At 69.4% G+C, this 18,660-nt stretch carries 17 protein-coding genes; 9 read left to right on the forward strand and 8 right to left on the reverse strand.

The genetic code is table 11. From position 1 onward, the window contains the following. Both QZ433_RS01010 and QZ433_RS01015 read left to right on the forward strand, forming a co-directional pair. A partial coding sequence (locus QZ433_RS01010) for an alpha/beta hydrolase (RefSeq protein WP_295779592.1) occupies positions 1-620 on the forward strand: 620 nt, incomplete at its 5' end. 220 nt (positions 621-840) lie between these two features. Beyond that, complete coding sequence (locus tag QZ433_RS01015; protein WP_295779593.1) at positions 841-1,731, forward strand: hypothetical protein; 891 nt, start codon at positions 841-843, stop codon at positions 1,729-1,731. Between the two features lie 213 nt (positions 1,732-1,944). Here QZ433_RS01015 and QZ433_RS01020 read toward each other — a convergent pair whose 3' ends face one another. The 8 genes from QZ433_RS01020 to QZ433_RS01055 all read right to left on the reverse strand — a co-directional run bounded on the left by QZ433_RS01020 (position 1,945) and on the right by QZ433_RS01055 (position 11,460). Continuing rightward, on the reverse strand, positions 1,945-3,051 hold the full coding sequence (locus QZ433_RS01020) for an adenosine deaminase (RefSeq protein ID WP_295779594.1): 1,107 nt from the start codon (positions 3,049-3,051) through the stop codon (positions 1,945-1,947). 23 nt (positions 3,052-3,074) lie between these two features. Further along, positions 3,075-4,385 (reverse strand): thymidine phosphorylase, encoded by a 1,311-nt coding sequence (locus QZ433_RS01025; protein ID WP_295779595.1) that lies wholly within the window; start codon positions 4,383-4,385, stop codon positions 3,075-3,077. Then, positions 4,382-4,783 carry a cytidine deaminase gene (locus QZ433_RS01030; RefSeq protein WP_108320631.1) on the reverse strand — a complete coding sequence of 134 codons (402 nt, stop codon included), beginning with the start codon at positions 4,781-4,783 and terminating at the stop codon, positions 4,382-4,384. Before QZ433_RS01030 ends, QZ433_RS01025 begins: the two co-directional genes overlap by 4 nt. Before the next feature lie 43 nt (positions 4,784-4,826). After that, complete coding sequence (locus QZ433_RS01035) at positions 4,827-6,104, reverse strand: ABC transporter permease (protein ID WP_295779596.1); 1,278 nt, start codon at positions 6,102-6,104, stop codon at positions 4,827-4,829. Next, positions 6,101-7,429, reverse strand: a complete 1,329-nt coding sequence (locus QZ433_RS01040; RefSeq protein WP_295779597.1) for an ABC transporter permease — start codon at positions 7,427-7,429, stop codon at positions 6,101-6,103. The genes QZ433_RS01035 and QZ433_RS01040 overlap by 4 nt, the downstream gene beginning before the upstream one ends. Further along, the gene (locus QZ433_RS01045; protein ID WP_295779598.1) at positions 7,426-8,943 is read right to left on the reverse strand and encodes an ABC transporter ATP-binding protein; all 1,518 of its coding nucleotides are present in this window, start codon (positions 8,941-8,943) and stop codon (positions 7,426-7,428) included. Before QZ433_RS01045 ends, QZ433_RS01040 begins: the two co-directional genes overlap by 4 nt. A 91-nt stretch (positions 8,944-9,034) precedes the next feature. Beyond that, entirely contained in the window at positions 9,035-10,108 is a 1,074-nt protein-coding gene (locus QZ433_RS01050; protein WP_295779605.1) for a BMP family ABC transporter substrate-binding protein, read from the reverse strand. A 233-nt stretch (positions 10,109-10,341) separates the two neighbouring features. Then, positions 10,342-11,460 (reverse strand): mannose-1-phosphate guanylyltransferase, encoded by a 1,119-nt coding sequence (locus QZ433_RS01055; RefSeq protein ID WP_295779599.1) that lies wholly within the window; start codon positions 11,458-11,460, stop codon positions 10,342-10,344. A 212-nt stretch (positions 11,461-11,672) separates the two neighbouring features. On the opposite strand from QZ433_RS01055, the gene sdhC reads away from it, so the two are divergent. The 7 genes from sdhC to trpS form a co-directional block, all read left to right on the forward strand. Then, positions 11,673-12,107, forward strand: a complete 435-nt coding sequence (gene sdhC / locus QZ433_RS01060) for a succinate dehydrogenase, cytochrome b556 subunit (protein WP_108320627.1) — start codon at positions 11,673-11,675, stop codon at positions 12,105-12,107. Further along, a complete protein-coding gene (locus QZ433_RS01065; protein ID WP_108320626.1) occupies positions 12,107-12,565 on the forward strand; it encodes a succinate dehydrogenase hydrophobic membrane anchor subunit in 459 nt (152 codons plus the stop codon). The genes sdhC and QZ433_RS01065 overlap by 1 nt, the downstream gene beginning before the upstream one ends. 46 nt (positions 12,566-12,611) lie before the next feature. Then, a complete protein-coding gene (gene sdhA / locus QZ433_RS01070; RefSeq protein ID WP_295779600.1) occupies positions 12,612-14,441 on the forward strand; it encodes a succinate dehydrogenase flavoprotein subunit in 1,830 nt (609 codons plus the stop codon). Between the two features lies 1 nt (position 14,442). Beyond that, positions 14,443-15,228 carry a succinate dehydrogenase iron-sulfur subunit gene (locus QZ433_RS01075; protein WP_295779601.1) on the forward strand — a complete coding sequence of 262 codons (786 nt, stop codon included), beginning with the start codon at positions 14,443-14,445 and terminating at the stop codon, positions 15,226-15,228. A 202-nt stretch (positions 15,229-15,430) separates the two neighbouring features. Continuing rightward, the gene (locus QZ433_RS01080; protein ID WP_295779602.1) at positions 15,431-16,630 is read left to right on the forward strand and encodes a YihY/virulence factor BrkB family protein; all 1,200 of its coding nucleotides are present in this window, start codon (positions 15,431-15,433) and stop codon (positions 16,628-16,630) included. 58 nt (positions 16,631-16,688) lie between these two features. After that, a complete protein-coding gene (locus QZ433_RS01085; protein WP_295779603.1) occupies positions 16,689-17,537 on the forward strand; it encodes an exodeoxyribonuclease III in 849 nt (282 codons plus the stop codon). A gap of 242 nt (positions 17,538-17,779) precedes the next feature. After that, the coding region (gene trpS / locus QZ433_RS01090) for a tryptophan--tRNA ligase (RefSeq protein ID WP_295779604.1) at positions 17,780-18,660 on the forward strand (881 nt) is incomplete at its 3' end.

Here is an 18,660-nt window from a genome sequence, read left to right on the forward strand (position 1 = left end):
CGTCGTCGGTGATCGACAGGCCCGGGTTGGCGCGCGCGTCGGCGAGCGGGCCGGACTCGGCGCCCATGACCCCCACCGCCGGCGCGCCCGGGCGCGGCCGGGGGGTCATTCCGGGCGCGAAGGTCCAGCCAGAGGGGTATATCGCGACCTTCGCCGACACGGTCGTCGACGACGGCGTCACCGTCGTCATCACCCGTCCCTGGCTCAACCTGGCGTTCTTCGACCCGCGCCCGCTGACGACCTTCACCGACCTCGCCCCCGACGTGCGCACGTGGGCCGTGGGCGGTCACTCGCTCGGCGGCGTCCGCGCCTGTCAGCTCGCGACCGACGCCGACGCCCTCGTCCTCTTCGCCTCGTACTGCGCGAACGACCTCTCGGCATCCGGGCTTCCCGTCCTCAGCCTCTCGGGGTCCGAGGACGGCCTGTCCACCCCGCAGAAGATCGCGGATGCCAAGGGCGAACTCCCCGCGGACGCGACCTTCGTCGAGATCCCCGGCGCCTCGCACGCTTCGTTCGGTTCGTATGGCCCGCAGCCCGGCGACGGCACGCCCACCGCCGACCCGGCCGACGTGGACCGGGTGATCGCGGAGCAGCTGGCGGGGTTCCTGCCGCGGCCGTAGCCCGCACCCGGCCGCGCGCGGCGCTCCGCGCGGGTCCCGCGCTCCGGAACATCCCCGCTCCATACCGTCGGCGAGGTCGAAATCAGCGGGGATTGGCAGGAGTCGTCCGGAGCGCGGCACACGACGGCCCCCGCACTCACTCCTCCTGCACAGGCCCGCATCAATCCCCGTTTTCTCGAGACGGGGTCCACACGCCCGGGCGTCCGACCACCCTGGACGGGTGCAGACCCCGTCCCCGCTCCCGCAAGCTCTGTCCACGAGCGACCTGCGCGAGGCGGGCCTGACCAAACGACAGATCGCGACCGCCGTGCGGCAGGGGCGCGTGATCCGTCTCCGGCTGGGGCGATACGCGCTCGAACACACTCCGGACATCTTCATCGACGCCGCACGATGGGGCGGTCGCGTCGACTGCATCTCGTTGCTGTCCCATCTCGGAGTCTTCGTCCACACGCATGACGGTCCGCACATCCAGGTCGATCGGCACGCGACGCGTCTACCACTGCGGCCTGCCCGCGTCCGGTGCCACTGGCGGTCGTCGTCTGCGCCCGCCGCTTCGTTGGCCGTCGACGTGGTGGAGGCACTGACCCAGGCGGTCCTGTGCCAACCGGCGCGACACGCCATCGCCACGCTCGACAGCGCGTGGCACCTCGGTGTGGTGGATGTCGAGGGCATCGACGAGGTCTTCCGTCGCCTGCCGCGAGCGCTCCAGGTGCTGCGGACGCTGTTGGATCCCCGTAGCGAAGCGGGAGTCGAGACGCTCGTCAGGCTGATCCTGCGCACGCTCGGTCATCGAGCCGAACTGCAGGTCGTCATCCGGGGAGTGGGGAGGGTCGACCTCCTCGTCGACGGGTGGCTCATCGTGGAGTGCGACAGCCGACAGTTCCACTCCGAGTGGGAGGCTCACGTCCGCGACCGGCACCGCGACGCCGCGGCCCTGGCGCAGGGCTTCTGCACGGTCCGCCTCCTCGCGGCGGACGTCCTCTCGCGCCCCGACGCTGTCCGCCTCCAGCTGCAGAGCATCCTGGATCACGGTCCGCCTGTCCCGCGCTCCGGCTCATCCGGTGGTGGACGGCGAGTCGAGGCACGCGGAAGCCGTCTGAGAGACCGCTGATCCGGAGAGCGGCACGCATGAAGCGCACGACAGCATGAAGCGCACTGCAGCGCCGCTTCGGCGCCGGCTCGCGCCCGGGCGTCCCGCGCTCCGGAAGAACACGCCCTCGCCCGCTCCGCACACGGGCACGCGAGGCATTTCCTGAGCCGAGATCCGGAGCGCGGGACGCGAGGAGGCGCGCACCGGAACCGGTGCGCGCCTCCTCGCAGTAGCTCAGCGCTGGAAGCCCTCCGAGATGATCTCGATGAGCTCCTCGCGCTCCTCGACCGGCAGGAATGCCCCCGCGGCCGCGTTCAGCTGGAACGCCTCGAGGTCGTCGAGGTCGTATTCGAAGGCCTGAGCGAGCAGACCCAGCTCGCGCGTGAGCGTGGTCGCGCTCATCAGGCGGTTGTCGACGTTCACGGTGACCGAGAAGTCGAGCTGGTACAGCAGGTCGAACGGGTGCGCGTCCAGGGTGTCGCCCCAGGCGTTGACGGCACCGGACTGCAGGTTGGACGTCGGCGAGAGCTCGAGGGTGATCTCGCGGTCGCGGACCCAGCGCGCCAGGTCGCCGAACGTGACCTGCACCTCTTCGCCCTCGCGTGAGACGACGTCGAGGTCGTTGGCGATGCGCACGCCGTGGCCGAGACGCAGGGCCCGACCGTCGATGAGGGCGGAGCGGATGGATGCCAGACCCGCCCCCTCGCCGGCGTGCACCGTCGTGGGGAAGAACTGCTCGGCCAGGTAGTCGAACGCCGCGCGGTGCCGGCTGGGGAGGAACCCGTCCTCCGCGCCGGCGAGGTCGAACCCGACCACCCCGCGACCGCGCCACGCGACGGCGAGCTCGGCGATGTCGCGCGAGTTGTCGGTGTGGCGCATCGCGGTGAGCAGCTGACCGACGCGGATGTCGTGTCCGCGGGCGTCCGCGGCATCCTCGCCCTCTTCGATACCCTCCTGCACCGCGTCCACGACCTCGTCGAGGCTGAGGCCGCGGGTCAGATGCTGCTCGGGCGCCCACCGCACCTCGCCGTAGACCACGCCGTCGGCGGCGAGGTCCTCGACGAACTCCTTCGCCACGCGCACGAGCCCCTCGCGCGTCTGCATGACGCCGACGGTGACGTCGAACTTCTCGAGGTAGTCCTCGAGGGAGCCGCCGTCGATGTGGTCCGAGAACCACGCCTCGAGGCTCTTCGCGTCGTTCGCGGGCAGGTCGAGGCCGATCTCGTCGGCCAGCTCGAGCACCGTCGCGGGACGCAGGCCCCCGTCGAGGTGGTCGTGCAGCGACACCTTGGGCAGCTCGCGAACCTTGCGCCCCTGCACCCGGAACTCGTCGGCGGCCATGGTGCTCCTCTTCCCGGCGGCCATCACGCCGTGATGCGTTCGCGCACGATCAGGGATGCCGCGGGCGCGGTGTCGCCGATCTCCCAGGCCCCCTCGACCGCGCCGAGGGCGCGATCGAAGCGCGACTCGTCGTCGGCCGAGAGGGTGAACAGCGGCTGTCCGGCGCTGATCGACTGCCCCACGGTGACGTGCAGGTCGATGCCCGCGGCGTGCACGACCGCATCCTCGGCCCGCGCGCGACCGGCTCCCAGGCGCCATGCGCCGATGCCGAACGGCAGCGCATCCACGCGCGTCACGACGCCTGACCGCTCGGCGACGATGGTGTGCGTCTCGCGAGGGGTGGGCAGTGCGGCATCCGGATCCCCGTCCTGGGCACGGATCATGCGCTTCCACACGTCCATCGCCCGGCCGTCCGAGAGCGCGGCCTCGACGTCGGCGTCGGGCTGCCCCGCGAGGGTCAGCATCTCACGCGCCAGGGCGACGGTGAGTTCGACCACGTCGGCGGGGCCACCGCCGGCCAGCACCTCTACCGACTCGCGCACCTCGTTGGCGTTGCCGATGGCCAGGCCCAGCGGGGTGTTCATGTCGGTGAGCAGGGCCGTGGTGTTCACGCCCGAGTCGGTGCCGAGCGCGACCATCGTCTCGGCGAGCTCGCGCGCGCGATCGATGTCCTGCATGAAGGCACCCGAACCGAACTTCACGTCGAGCACGAGCGAGTCGGTGCCCTCGGCGATCTTCTTCGACATGATGCTCGAGGCGATCAGCGGGATGGCCTCGACCGTGCCGGTGACGTCCCGCAGGGCGTAGAGCTTCTTGTCGGCGGGCGCGAGACCCGTGCCCGCGGCGCAGATGACCGCACCGACATCGCGCAGCTGCGCCATGATCTCGTCGTTCGACAGCGCCGCGCGCCAGCCGGGGATCGACTCGAGCTTGTCGAGGGTGCCGCCGGTGTGCCCGAGCCCGCGGCCCGACAGCTGCGGCACCGCCACGCCGAACACGGCGACCAGCGGGGCGAGCGGCAGGGTGATCTTGTCGCCCACGCCGCCCGTCGAGTGCTTGTCGACGGTGACCTTGCCGAGGGACGAGAAGTCCATACGCTCGCCCGAGGCGATCATCGCGTCGGTGAGGACGCGGATCTGATCCCGGCCGAGGCCGTTCAGCAGGACCGCCATCGTGAACGCCGACATCTGCGCGTCCATGACGTAGCCGCGCGTGTAGGCGTCGACGAGCCACCGGATCTCGCCCTCGGTGATCGGCCGGCCGTCGCGCTGCGCGCGGATGATGTCGACCGCGTCATATGCTTCCACCGGTCCCTGAGCCTGTCGAAGGGTCATCGCGCCGCCTCCTCGAGGTCGCGCGGACCGAAGGCGTCGGGCAGCACCTCGTCGATGGTGCGGATGCCGCTGACCGTCTCGAGCAGCATCCCGGGGATGGCGTGCTCGAACAGCAGCTGACGGCAGCGACCGCACGGCATGAGGGTGCGCCCCTCGCCGTCCACGCACACGAAGGCGACCAGCTGGCCGCCCCCGCTCATGTGCAGGTCGGACACGAGCCCGCACTCGGCGCACAGCGTGACGCCGTACGAGGCGTTCTCGACGTTGCACCCCGAGACGATGCGCCCGTCGGCGACGAGCGCCGCGGCGCCCACCTTGAAGCGCGAGTAGGGCGCGTAGGCGCGGTGCATGGCATCCGTGGCGGCGACGCGGAGTTCGTCCCAGTCGATGTCGGTCATCGTGGAGTGCAGGGTCCTCTCGTGAAGGGGGAAGCGGGCCTGGTCAGCCCTTGATGTAGGGCTTTCCGGCGGCCGCGGGGCCGCGGATCTGCCCTGCGAAGCCGGCCACCGCGATGATGGTCACGACGTAGGGCAGCATAAGCATGAACTCGCTGGGGATCGGGGTGCGCAGGACCGTCAGCAGGTTCTGCAGGTTGGTCGCGAAACCGAACAGCAGCGCCGCGAGAGTGGCGCGGATCGGGTCCCACCGGCCGAAGATGACCGCGGCGAGGGCGATGAAGCCCAGGCCCGCCGTCATCTCCTTGGTGAACTGCCCCACCGAGACGAGCGTGAAGTACGCGCCGCCGATGCCGGCGATGGCGCCGGCGAGCGAGACGTTCCAGAACCGGCTCGAATTGACCTTGATGCCGACGGTGTCGGCGGCCTGCGGGTGCTCGCCGACGGCGCGCAGGCGCAGACCCCAACGGGTCCGGTAGAGCCCCCACGCCACGACGGCCACGACGGCGTACATCAGGTAGACGATGAAGGTCTGGTTGAACAGCACCGGTCCGATGATCGGGATGTCGCCGAGCAGCGGGATCTCCCAGCGGGGGAAGCGCTCGGGACGGTTCATGATGTCTTCGTTGGGCACCAGCAGGGCGCCGTAGAGGAACCCGGTCAGACCGGTCACGAGCACGTTGAGCACGACACCGACGATCACCTGGTCGACCAGGTACTTGATCGAGAACGCCGCGAGCACGAAGGCCACGAGGACGCCGCCCACCATCGCCGCGACGAGTCCCAGGAAGGGGTTGCGGGTGAGAGATGCCACGAGCGCGGCGCTGAACGCCCCGAACAGGAACTGTCCCTCGATGGCGACGTTGACGACGCCGACGCGTTCGCCGATCACGCCGCCGAGCGCGCCGAAGATCAGCGGGACCGACAGCGACAGCGCGCCGAACAGCAGACCCGTGACCGGCACGAGACCGTCGGCGGCCGCCCAGACGAGGAACGCGAACACCGCGAGGGCGCCGAAGGCGATCGGCAGCCACAGCGGGGTACGGCGGTAGCTCACCGCGTCCCAGACCGACCACGCGGTCAGCAGCACGAGAACGACGAGCACGCCCCAGCTGGTCGCGGCGGTGGGGACGCCCACGCTGCCGAGGTCGATGTTCGAGGCGGGGTCGCCGAGGCGGAAGGTGCTCTGGCCGTCGCGCGGCACGAGGGCGAAAAGGAGGGCGAGCAGCACGGTCACGACCGCGAGGCTCACCGCCAGCTTGATGTGGCGCACGCGCACCGTGGTCAGCTGGATCGCGTCATCCGCGAGATGCGTCGCGGTCATGCCGCCACCGCCTTCTTGGCCGCCTTGGCCCGGTCCTTGGCCGCGCGCTCGGCCTCGCTCTTGGGGAGGAAGAAGATCGTGCGCACCAGCGGCGGGGCCGCGATGAACAGCACGATGAGGGCCTGCACGACGAGCACGATGTCGACGGGGATGCCCTGCGATGCCTGCATGGTGAACGAGCCCGACTTGAGGGCCCCGAACAGGATGCCGGCGGCGAACACGCCCCACGGGCGGCTGCGCCCGAGCAGGGCCACGGTGATGGCGTCGAAGCCGATGCCGGCGTCGATGAGGCCGTCGAAGCCCGTGGTGACCGATCCCTGGATCTGGTTCATCCCGGCGAGACCCGCCAGGCCTCCGGCGAAGAGCATCGCGTAGACGTACATGCGGGGCACCGAGATGCCGGCCGCGCGGGCGGCGTGGGGGTTCTCTCCCACCGCGCGCAGGCGGAAGCCGAGGCTCGAGCGCTCCATGAGCCACCACACGAAGACGGTGGCCGCCACGACGAACACGAAGCCCAGGTCGAGCAGGGGGAACTGGGGGCCGAACAGCTCGGGGAACTGCGCGTTCGCGGGAGTGGCCGACGAGATCGGCTGGTCGCCGGCGGGACGCTGCAGCAGGCCCGGGGTGCGCACCATCCACGTGACCAGGTAGTAGGCGACGTAGTTGAGCATGATCGTCAGGATGACCTCGTGCGCGCCGGTGCGCGCCTTCAGCAGGCCGACGATCCCACCCCAGAGGGCTCCGCCGGCGATGCCGACGATGAGCGTCAGCGGCAGCTGGATGATCATCGGCAGGTCGAGGTTGAAGGTGATGAGACCGGCGAAGGCGCACGCGACGAGGATCTGGCCGCGTCCACCGATGTTGAACAGGCCCACGCGGAAGGCGAGCGCCACGCCGAGACCGGCCGCGATGAGCGGAGCCGCGAAGCCCAGGGTGTTGGTCAGGGGCCGGATCTGGGCGCCGAAGTCGGACACGCGCGAGTTGAAGATGGCACCGCGGAAGAGGGCCTCGTACCCGCCGTAGACGGAGTTCCACACCGCCGCCAGCAGGTCGCCGGGGCGCGCGAAGAAGTACCCCGCCGTGACGCGGACCTGGTCGTTCGTGGCCGCCATGAGGATGCCGCCGACGATCATCGCTGCGACGACCGCCAGCACCGTGGTGATCCACGACGAGCGCAGCAGCTCCGTGAGGAACTGGTTGGTGCGCGGGGGTGCGGGGGTCTCGGCCGGGGCATGACCGGTCAGCGGCCCCGACGCGCCGGGCAGCTGCTCGGGCGGCAGGCCGGAGTCCCCGGTCGCGCCCGTGCTCGGGATGTGGCCGCTCACGCTGTCTCCTCCGCGGGCTGCTCGCCCGCCATCATGAGCCCGAGCACCTCGCGCGGGGTGTCCCCCGGCACGATGCCCACGATGCCGCCGCGGTACATGACCGCGATGCGGTCGCCGAGGGCGGCGATCTCGTCGAGCTCGGTCGACACGACGATGACGGGCACTCCCGCATCGCGCGCGGCGACGATCTGCTTGTGGATGAATTCGATGGAGCCGACGTCGACGCCGCGGGTCGGCTGGGCGGCGACGAACAGCTTCAGCGGGCGGCTCATCTCGCGGGCGATGACGACCTTCTGCTGATTGCCGCCCGAGAGGGTGCCGACGGGGGTGGATGCCGACTGCGTACGGATGTCGTATTCGGCGATGCGCTCGCGCGCGAAGGCGCCCAGCGCGGTCCGCTTGATGGTGCCACCCGAGACGAAGGCGGAGTCGGAGGACCGGTCGAGGATGAGGTTCTCGGCCACCGAGAAGGCTCCGACCAGTCCGTCCTCTTTGCGGTCCTCGGGCACGAAGCCCACGCCCGCGTCGAGGATGGCGCGCACGCTCTTGCCGACCAGGTCGGTGCCGTCGAGGTCGACGGTGCCGGTGACGCCGTCGGCCAGGCCGACGATGGCCTCGACGAGCTCGGTCTGTCCGTTGCCCTGCACACCCGCGATCGCGACGATCTCGCCCGGACGCACGTCGAGGTCGACGTCGTCGACGACCACCGCTCCCTCGGGCGTGACCACGCGCAGGTTGCGGATCGACAGACCGCCGGATGCCGCCGCCTTCGGTGCATCCTTGACGACGGTGAGCTCGACGGCGCGTCCGACCATGAGCGAGGCGAGTTCGCCGTTGCTGGCGGTGGGCTCGGCCTCGCCGACGATCTTGCCCAGTCGGACGACCGTGATGCGGTCGGCGACCTCGCGCACCTCGCGCAGCTTGTGCGTGATGAAGACGATCGACGTGCCCTCATCGCGCAGCTGGCGCATGATGCCCATCAGCTCGTCGGTCTCCTGCGGGGTGAGGACGGCCGTCGGCTCGTCGAAGACGAGGACCTTGGCGTCGCGAGAGAGCGCCTTGATGATCTCGACGCGCTGCTGCACGCCCACCGGCAGGTCGCCGACGAGGGCGTCGGGGTCGACCTCGAACCCGAAGCGCTGCGCGACGTCGCGCACGTGCTTCCGGGCGGCGTTCAGGTCGAGCGCGCCCAGGGCCTTGGTGTTCTCATGGCCGAGCATGACGTTCTCGGCGACGGTGAAGACGGGGATGAGCATGAAGTGCTGGTGCACCATGCCGATGCCCGCGGCCATGGCGTCGCCGGGGCCGCGGAAGCGCTGGACGACGTCGTCCAGCAGGATCTCTCCCTCATCGGCCTGGTACAGACCGTAGAGGACGTTCATGAGTGTGGATTTACCGGCACCGTTCTCTCCGAGGAGAGCGTGGATCTCGCCCGGCTGGACGACCAGATCGATGTGATCGTTCGCAACCAGGGACCCGAACCGCTTGGTGATGCCGCGGAGCTCGAGCTTCATGCTGTGCACCTTATTCGAAGACGTTGTGAAGGCGGACGGAAACCGCGGCCGCCCGGACGGATCCGAGCGGCCGCGGTTTCGAGAGGCTGCCTTACGGCGAGCTGGGCGAGGTGACTTTCAGCGAGCCCGAGACGATCTGCTCGCGCAGAGCCGAGAGCTCGTCGGTCAGACCGGCCGGCAGGGTGAACTTCGAGTTGAAGTCGGCCAGGCCGACGCCGTCGTTCTCGAGCGTGCCCACGTAGGGGGTCACGTCGAACTCGCCCTTGGCGGCCTGCGTCACCGCGTCGTAGACCGCGGTGTCGATGCGCTTGAGGATCGAGGTCAGCACCAGGTCCGACACGTTCGGGTCGGCCTTGGCGAGGTCGGAGTCGACACCGAGCATGACGCTCTTCGAGCCGCTGTCGCGGATCGCGTCGGCGGCGCTGCTGTAGATCGGGCCACCGACGGGCAGGAGCACGTCGACGCCCTGGTCGAGCAGACCCTGAGCGGCCTGCTTGGCCGCGTCGTTGGCGGCGAAGCCACCGGTGAACGAACCGTTCTGCGCGGCGACGTCCCAGCCGAAGGTCTGGACGTTGCCGCCCTTGTCCTCGTCGTACTTCTTGACGCCGTCGACGAAGCCGTCCATGAAGATGGTGACCGGCGGGATCGGGATGCCGCCGACGGTGCCGACCTTGTTGACACCGTTCTCCGCGGAGTAGGCGGCGGCGGCGTAGCCACCGAGGTAGGCGGCCTGGACCGTGTCGAACAGCAGCGGCTTGATGTTCGGGGCGTCGGTCTCACCGTTGTTGTCGGTGTCCGCACGGTCGTCGATGATGGCGTACTGCAGGTTCGGGTTGGCCGTCGCCGAGGCCACGGTGTCGGCGCTCAGCTTGAAGCCGACGGCGACGATGAACGTGCAGCCCTCGGCCACGAGGTTCTCGAGGTTGGGGGCGTAGTCGTTCGCCGAGCTCGACTCGACGTCGATCGACTTGACGCCGAGCTCGGCGGCGGCCTTGTCGATGCCCTCCTTGGCGGACTGGTTGAACGAGCGGTCGTTCCAGCCACCGTCATCCGAGATGATGCAGGGGGTGAAGCCGTCGACGACGCTTCCTCCGGCCGCGCCGGACGCGCCGTTGCTCTCGGGTGCGGCGCCGCAACCGGCGAGCAGCGCAGCCGCGCCGATCATGGCGAGGCCGCTGACGACGGCCTTCTTCGTGGTCTTCACGAATGGTCCTCCAAGACGGATGCCCCCAACGGGTTCGGGGGACGATGCCGTCACGTTACCTACTGTGTCGGTCCGCTTGCGCCCCGAGAGGCCCGCTGCACGCCAATGGTTACAAAGACGCAATCTCGCGTGACGAGCCCGCCACACGCGGACGCAGAACAGGAACCGGATGCCACCGAGTGTGGCATCCGGTGTCAGAGAACGTCGCCGCGGCCGGTGAGCTTGAGGGCGTCCACGACGCCCTTGACGCGCTGGGCGTTCTCGCTCGTGGTGACCAGCAGCGCATCGGGGGTGTCGACCACGACGATGTCGCGCACGCCGATGAGGCTGATGACCCGCTTGGTCTGCGAGACCACGATGCCGCTCGAGGCATCCGACAGCACGCGGGCATCCTCGCCGAGGATCGCGAGCTCGTTGCGACCGCCCGAGGAGTTGAGCTTGGACAGGCTGGCGAAGTCGCCGACGTCGTCCCAGTCGAAGTGCCCCGGGATGACGGCGAGGCGGCCCTTCTCGGCCGCGGGCTCGGCGACCGAGTAGTCGATCGCGATCTTCTTCAGCTCCGGCCAGATGCGGTCCACGGCCGGCCCGCGGCGGTCGCGATCGTCCCAGGCCTCGGCGAGCTCGAGCAGCCCCGCGTGCAGCTCGGGCTCGTTCACGGCGAGCTCCGCGAGCAGCACGTCGGCCCGCGTGATGAACATGCCCGCATTCCACAGGTACGACCGGTCCGAGAAGTACTGCTTGGCGGTCTCGAGGTCGGGCTTCTCGACGAAACGCTCGACCGTGTACGCCTCGGGGGCGCCGTCGACGATCAGTTCGTCGGCCTGCTTGATGTAGCCGAAACCGACCGAGGCCTCGGCGGGCTGGATGCCGATGGTGCAGATGTACCCGGCGCGGGCGACGGCGACGGCCTGACGCACCGCGAAGTCGAATTGACGGGTCTGACGGATGACGTGGTCCGCGGCGAACGATCCGATGATGACGTCGGGCTCGCGGCGGACGAGGATCGCGGCCGCGAGGCCGATCGCGGCCGAGGAGTCGCGCGGCTCCGACTCGAGGAAGACGTTGTGATCCGGGACTCCGGGCAGCTCGCGCTCGACCGCGGCGCGGTGCGCGCGCCCGGTGACGACCGCGATCCGGTTCTCGCCCGAGAGCGGGGCGAGGCGGTCCCACGTGTCGCGCAGCAGCGTCTGCCCCGATCCGGTGAGGTCGTGCAGGAACTTGGGTGCGTCGGCGCGAGAGAGCGGCCAGAGCCGGCTCCCGATGCCCCCGGCGGGGATCACGGCGTAGAAGTCGTCGATAGCGAGGTCTGCCATGGCACCGACCCTAGTGCCCGCGCCGCGGCGGACCCGATCGCGCCCCTCCCGCACCGGGTCCACGGCATCCGAAGAACTATCTCGATATCGAGAGAGTCTTAGGACCGCCTAATCCCCGGGATTCATAGGCCGGACGTAGTATTCAGGAGCGCCCGTGTGACGCTCGGGGCCTGTGCGGGCCCCCACACCGTGTTCGATCAGGGAGGACGACCGTGTCAGCACCAGCACGTGCCACGCCGTCGGTGAAGGAAACGACGTCGAAGAGGCCGCGCGGCACTCTCTACCGCGGTCGCGAGGGGATGTGGTCCTGGGTCCTGCACCGCATCACCGGTGTGGCGATCTTCTTCTTCCTGCTCGTCCACATCCTCGACACGGCGCTCATCCGCGTCTCGCCCGAGGCGTACGACGCCGTCATCGGCACGTACAAGAACCCCGTGATGGGTCTCGGCGAGGTCGCCCTCGTCGGCGCGATCGCGTACCACGCCTTCAACGGCCTGCGCATCATCCTGGTCGACTTCTGGCCCTGGGCCACCCGCCACCAGCGCCAGCTCTGGTGGGGCGTGCTGGGCCTCTGGGTCGTCACCATGGCGGGCTTCACCCCGCGTCACCTGATCAACGTCTTCAGCGCCGTCACCGGGAGCCACTGATGTCCGTCGCCCAAGAAGCCGCCACGATCCCCGCCCCGCGCACGCCCAGCGTCCGCAAGAAGGGCTCCAACCTCGAGAAGTGGGGCTGGATCTACATGCGCGCCTCCGGCGTGCTGCTGATCGTCCTGATCTTCGGCCACCTGTTCGTCAACCTCATGACGGGCGACGGCATCCACCAGATCGACTTCGCGTTCGTCGCGGGCAAGCTCGCCTCGCCGTTCTGGCAGTGGTGGGACGTCTTGATGCTGTGGCTCGCGCTGATCCACGGCGCCAACGGCATGCGCACGATCGTGAACGACTACGTCACGAACGCCAAGATCCGCACGATCCTCGTCGGTTCGCTGTGGGTGTCGGCCGGGTTCCTGATCCTGCTCGGCACGCTCGTCGTCTTCACGTTCGACCCCTGCCTCGGCGTGACCGAGAGCAGCTCCCTGTGGGACGTGTGCCAGGCGGCGTGAGCCGGCGGCATCCCTTCTTTCCCCTGACAGCAGAGGTATTGCACACGTGAGCACTCAGACCAGCTCGGACTCGATCGTCAAGGACGGCGTCCACTACCACCAGTTCGACGTCGTGATCGTCGGCGCCGGCGGCGCCGGCATGCGCGCCGCCATCGAGGCCGGTCCCGGAGCGAAGACCGCCGTCATCTCGAAGCTGTACCCCACCCGCTCGCACACCGGTGCGGCGCAGGGCGGTATGGCCGCGGCGCTCGCCAACGTCGAAGAGGACTCGTGGGAGTGGCACACCTTCGACACCATCAAGGGCGGCGACTACCTCGTCGACCAGGATGCCGCCGAGATCCTCGCTAAAGAGGCCATCGACGCCGTCATCGACCTCGAGAACATGGGCCTTCCCTTCAACCGCACTCCCGAGGGCAAGATCGACCAGCGCCGCTTCGGCGGCCACACGGCCGACCACGGCAAGACGCCCGTGCGTCGCGCGTGCTACGCCGCCGACCGCACCGGTCACATGATCCTGCAGACGCTGTTCCAGAACTGCGTGAAGCTCGGCATCAACTTCTTCAACGAGTTCTACGTGCTCGACCTCATCACGGTGAAGGATGCCGCGGGCAAGACGCAGGTCGCCGGCGTCGTCGCCTACGACCTCGCCACCGGCGAGCTGCACGTCTTCCAGTCGAAGGCGGTCGTCTTCGCGACCGGCGGCTTCGGCAAGATCTTCAAGACCACCTCGAACGCCCACACCCTCACCGGTGACGGCGTCGGCATCGTCTGGCGCAAGGGCCTGCCGCTCGAGGACATGGAGTTCTTCCAGTTCCACCCGACCGGTCTCGCCGGTCTCGGCATCCTGCTCACCGAGGGTGCTCGCGGCGAGGGCGCGATCCTGCGCAACGCCAGCGGAGAGCGGTTCATGGAGCGCTACGCCCCGACCATCAAGGACCTCGCTCCGCGCGATATCGTCGCGCGCTGCATGGTGCAGGAGGTCGCCGAGGGCCGCGGCGCCGGCCCCCACCGCGACTACGTGCTGCTGGACTGCACGCACCTGGGCGCCGAGGTCCTCGAGACGAAGCTCCCCGACATCACCGAGTTCGCCCGCACCTACCTGGGTGTCGACCCGGTCGTCGAGCCGGTCCCCGTGATGCCGACCGCGCACTACGCGATGGGCGGCATCCCCACCAACATCAAGGCCGAGGTGCTCGCCGACAACGACACCGTCGTGCCGGGTCTGTACGCCGCCGGCGAGTGCGCGTGCGTCTCGGTTCACGGGTCGAACCGCCTGGGCACCAATTCGCTGCTGGACATCAACGTCTTCGGCAAGCGCGCCGGACGCAACGCCGTCGAGTACGTCAAGACCGCCGAGTTCGTCCCGCTGCCGGAAGACCCGGCAGCCGAGGTGCGCGGCCTCATCGAGGGACTGCGCAACAACAGCGGCACCGAGCGCATCGCGGTGCTGCGCAAGACGCTGCAGGACGAGATGGACAAGGGCGCGCAGGTCTTCCGCACGCACGAGTCCCTCGCCCACGTCATGGACGTCATCGCCGACCTGCGCGAGCGCTACAAGAACATCCACGTCGACGACAAGGGCAAGCGCTTCAACACCGACCTGCTCGAGGCCGTCGAGTTGGGCTTCCTGCTCGACCTCGCCGAGGTCGTCGTCTACTCGGCGCAGAACCGCGAGGAGAGCCGCGGCGGCCACATGCGCGACGACTTCCCCACGCGCGACGACGAGAACTACATGCAGCACACCATGGCGTACCTGTCGGGTGACCCGCACTCGTCCCACCCCGCGGATCACATCGAACTCGGCTGGAAGCCCGTCGTGTTCACCAAGAACGAGGCCGGGGAGCTGCGCTACCCGCCGCTGGAGAGGAAGTACTGAGATGGCATCCACCGTCATCGAGCAGGTCGACACCTCGGAAGAGGTCGAGCAGACTCCTGAGGACACCGGCATCCAGTCGTTCCTCGTCACCTTCAACATCCGCCGCTTCGACCCCGAGGTCGACGAGGAGCCCCGCTGGGTCGACTACGACGTGGAGCTGTACTCCACCGACCGCGTGCTCGACGCCCTGCACAAGATCAAGTGGGAGGTCGACGGCTCGCTGTCGTTCCGCCGCTCGTGCGCGCACGGCATCTGCGGATCGGATGCCATGCGCATCAACGGCCGCAACCGCCTGGCCTGCAAGACGCTGATCAAGGATCTCGACATCTCGCAGCCGATCTACGTCGAGGCGATCAAGGGCCTGCCGCTCGAGAAGGACCTCATCGTCGACATGGAGCCGTTCTTCGCCTCCTACCGCGAGGTGCAGCCCTTCCTCATCTCGAACACGAAGCCGGAACCCGGCAAGGAACGCGTGCAGTCGATCGTCGACCGCGAGGTCTTCGACGACACCACCAAGTGCATCCTCTGCGCCGCGTGCACCTCGTCGTGCCCCGTGTTCTGGACCGACGGGCAGTACTTCGGCCCCGCCGCGATCGTCAACGCGCACCGCTTCATCTTCGACTCGCGCGACGACGCCGGCGACGTGCGCCTCGACATCCTCAACGACAAAGAGGGCGTGTGGCGCTGCCGCACCACCTTCAACTGCACCGAGGCGTGCCCCCGCGGCATCGAGGTCACCAAGGCCATCGCCGAGGTCAAGCAGGCCGTCCTCCGCGGCGGTCGCTGACCCCTCTCCTCTCGAACGGCGGGTGCGCTCCGGCGCCCCGCCGTTCGGCGTATCCGGCGTCCTCCCCCGCTCGAGTCGCCCCGATCCATCGCCTCGAACCGGAGCGAGGCGACAGGGTCCGGCAGGGCGCGCGCGGATGAACCGAGGGATGCCGTGACGCGGCCGGGCCGGGCGGGCGGCATCCATTCATTAGGCTTTCCCGGTGACCGACACGCCCCCCGACCCGCGACCGCTGCCCGCGGTGCGCGGCGACGAGACGTCGTTGCGCGACCGACTCACCGAAGCGCAGTCCGCCGTGCGCGAGCGACTCGACCAGCCGATCGCGCGGGCGGCCAGGATCGCGCAGTGGTTCCCGATCCGCGTGTGGCGGCACTTCCTGCAGCACAACGGCTTTCTGCTCGCGGCGGGCATGAGCTACCAGGGCCTGTTCGCCGTCTTCTCGGCCCTGTACCTCGCGTTCGCAGGCGTCGGTATCTGGCTGGGGGGCAGTAGAGCCGCGGTGGACGGCCTCATCCGCATCGTCAACGGGTACATCCCCGGGCTCATCAGCGCCCACGGTCTGGTCACACCCGAGCAGGTCGAGGCCGCCACGCAGGAGAGCGGGCGTCTGCTGACCATCACCGGCGGCGTCGCCGCCGTGGTGGTCATCTGGACGGCGATCGGTTTCGTGACCTTCACGCGACGGGCGGTGCGCGACACGTTCGGCCTGCCCTTCGACCGGCGCAACTACGTGATGCTCAAGGCGCGCGACTTCCTCGCGTCGGTCCTCTTCGGCATCTCGCTGCTGATCGGGGCCCTTCTGGGATCGATCACCACCGGCGCGGTCGACCTGGTGTTCGGCCTCATCGGCTGGGACAAAGAGACGCTGGGGTGGTCGATCGGCGCGCGCCTGATCTCGATCGTGGTGGCCTTCGGGGTCAACACGGTCGCACTGGCCTCGCTCTTCCGCTTCCTCACCGGGACCACACTCACCTGGCGGAGAGCCTGGCCGGGTGCGGTCGTCGGGGCGGTCGGCATGGTGGTGCTGCAGATCGGAGCGGGCTTCCTCTTCGTCTACACCCCGTCCAATCCGCTGCTGTCGACCTTCACCGTCCTGATCGGCTTCCTGCTGTGGTTCCGTTTCATCGGGATCGTCATCCTCGTGTCGGCGGCGTGGATCGCCGTTGCCGCCGGCGACCGCGACGTCCCGCTGCGCTCCCCCGAAGACCGTCGCGCGATGGAGCAGGCGGCCCTGGTCATCGCGGCGCAGGTCGGGGTGCGCGAGGCCGAGAAGCAGCTGGCCCTCTCGCGCTGGCCGTGGCGGTGGCGGGCACGCCGACGCCTCACGGCCGCCGAGAAGACGCTGGCCCGCGCCGAGGCCGACGTCCCCGCTCCCCGCCGGACCTCGCTCATCCCCGACTGAACGGACGGCCCTCGACCCGGTCGGGCCCGGTGTCGGAGGTCGCGGTTAGGCTCGTCGGGTGGCTCGTTCCGTACGCATCGTCTCGATCAACGTCAATGGCATCCGTGCCGCCGTCCGCAAGGGCATGAACGACTGGCTCGACGCCTCCGGTGCCGACATCGTCGCCCTGCAGGAGGTCCGCGCCACGGGCGAGCAACTGGCCGACGCCCTGCCCGGCTGGCAGATCGTCAACGACGAGGCGCTGCAGAAGGGACGTGCGGGCGTCGCGATCATCAGCCGCCTGCCCGGCGTCGAGACGCGCACGCATCTCGGTCCCGACCCCCTCGACGCCTCGGGCCGGTGGATCGAGACCGACTTCGACGTCGACGGCGAGACACTGACCGTCGTCAGCGCCTACGTGCACAGCGGCGAGGTCGACACCCCCAAGCAGGATGCCAAGTGGCTCTTCCTCGACGCCATGGAGCGCCGTCTCGGCGAACTCGCCGAGGAGCGGGATCTCGCTCTCGTCGTCGGCGACCTCAACGTCGGACACCGCGAGCTCGACATCAAGAACTGGCGCGGTAACCGCAAGAACGCGGGATTCCTTCCGCGCGAGCGCGCCTATCTCGACCGCTTCTTCGGCCCCGCGGGTGAGCGGGTCGAGGGCGTCGACGGGTCCACCGGCACCGGTCTCGGCTGGGTCGACGTCGGCCGCCGTGCCATGGGCGAGATCGACGGCCCGTACACGTTCTGGTCCATGCGCGGGAAGGCGTTCGACACCGACAGCGGCTGGCGCATCGACTACCACGTCGCCACCCCCGCTCTCGCCGAGCGGGTCACCTCGTATCGCGTCGACCGTGCCCCGTCGTACGACACGCGGTGGAGCGACCACTCCCCCGTGATCGTGGACTACACGCTCGGGCGCTGACGCCGGGGCGTCCCTGGGGCATCGCGGCGCGTCCCGCGTGGAGGCACCCGCTCGGACGGGCACGCCAGGGCGCGTCTTCGGAGCGTCGCGGCCCGCCCGGCATGAAGGCACCCCTCCGGATGCCCCCGCGCCGCGAACCGCGCGTCGGCTCGGGTGGCGGCATCCCGGACCCTCCGTCGGCGGGATGGCCCGGGCAAGCGGCCTAGGATCGAACGGTGACCACTGAGCGCCTCTACTCCTGAATGCAGCCCTCCGCCGACAGTCTCCAGATCGGCAACTACATCGGGGCCCTGCTGCAGTGGCGCGACCTGCAGGACGAGTACGACGCCTTCTTCTCGGTCGTCGATCTGCACGCCCTCACCCAGCCCGGTGACCCCGGCGAGCGCCGCGAGAAGACCCGTCGCACCGCCGCCCAGTACATCGCCGCCGGCATCGAACCCTCGCGTTCGACGCTGTACGTGCAGTCGCACGTGCCCGCGCACGCCGAGCTGCAGTGGGTGCTGTCGACCCTGACCGGCTTCGGCGAGGCCGGGCGCATGACCCAGTTCAAGGACAAGTCGGCTCGGTACGGAACGGATGCCACCAACGTCGGCCTCTTCACCTACCCGGTGCTGATGGCCGCCGACATCCTGCTGTACCAGACCGACGTCGTCCCCGTCGGTGACGACCAGAAGCAGCACATCGAGCTCACGCGCGATCTCGCCGAGCGCTTCAACCAGCGCTACGGTCAGACGTTCACGGTGCCCAAGCCCGTCATCCAGCGCGAGACGGCGCGCATCTACGACCTGCAGAACCCGACGTCGAAGATGTCGAAGTCGGCCGAGTCCGACGCCGGCGTGCTGTGGCTGCTCGACGACCCCAAGGTCAGCGCGAAGAAGATCATGCGGGCCGTCACCGACTCCGAGGGAGCGGTGCGCTTCGACCGGGACGAGAAGCCCGGCGTCTCGAACCTGCTCGTCATCTACTCGGCGCTGACCGGTCGCGACATCACCTCGATCGAGGACGAGTACGCGGGTCGCGGATACGGCGACTTCAAGAAGGGACTCGCCGAGGTCGTCGTGAGCGAGTTCGAGCCGGTGCGCGCGCGGGCCCTCGAGCTGCTCGACGACCCCGCCGAGCTGGA

The organism is uncultured Microbacterium sp. (assembly GCF_913776565.1).
In the GTDB taxonomy this organism is placed as follows: Bacteria; Actinomycetota; Actinomycetes; order Actinomycetales; family Microbacteriaceae; genus Microbacterium.

What these genes read in the sequence shown, in the direction of transcription:
- QZ433_RS01020 (WP_295779594.1), bottom strand. Translation starts at nt 3,051, where the DNA reads ATGGCCGCCGACGAGTTCCGGGTGCAGGGGCGCAAGGTTCGCGAGCTG.
- QZ433_RS01025 (WP_295779595.1), bottom strand. Translation starts at nt 4,385, where the DNA reads ATGACCCTTCGACAGGCTCAGGGACCGGTGGAAGCATATGACGCGGTC.
- QZ433_RS01030 (WP_108320631.1), bottom strand. Translation starts at nt 4,783, where the DNA reads ATGACCGACATCGACTGGGACGAACTCCGCGTCGCCGCCACGGATGCC.
- QZ433_RS01035 (WP_295779596.1), bottom strand. Translation starts at nt 6,104, where the DNA reads ATGACCGCGACGCATCTCGCGGATGACGCGATCCAGCTGACCACGGTG.
- QZ433_RS01045 (WP_295779598.1), bottom strand. Translation starts at nt 8,943, where the DNA reads ATGAAGCTCGAGCTCCGCGGCATCACCAAGCGGTTCGGGTCCCTGGTT.
- QZ433_RS01050 (WP_295779605.1), bottom strand. Translation starts at nt 10,108, where the DNA reads ATGATCGGCGCGGCTGCGCTGCTCGCCGGTTGCGGCGCCGCACCCGAG.
- QZ433_RS01055 (WP_295779599.1), bottom strand. Translation starts at nt 11,460, where the DNA reads ATGGCAGACCTCGCTATCGACGACTTCTACGCCGTGATCCCCGCCGGG.
- QZ433_RS01065 (WP_108320626.1), top strand. Translation starts at nt 12,107, where the DNA reads ATGTCCGTCGCCCAAGAAGCCGCCACGATCCCCGCCCCGCGCACGCCC.
- QZ433_RS01075 (WP_295779601.1), top strand. Translation starts at nt 14,443, where the DNA reads ATGGCATCCACCGTCATCGAGCAGGTCGACACCTCGGAAGAGGTCGAG.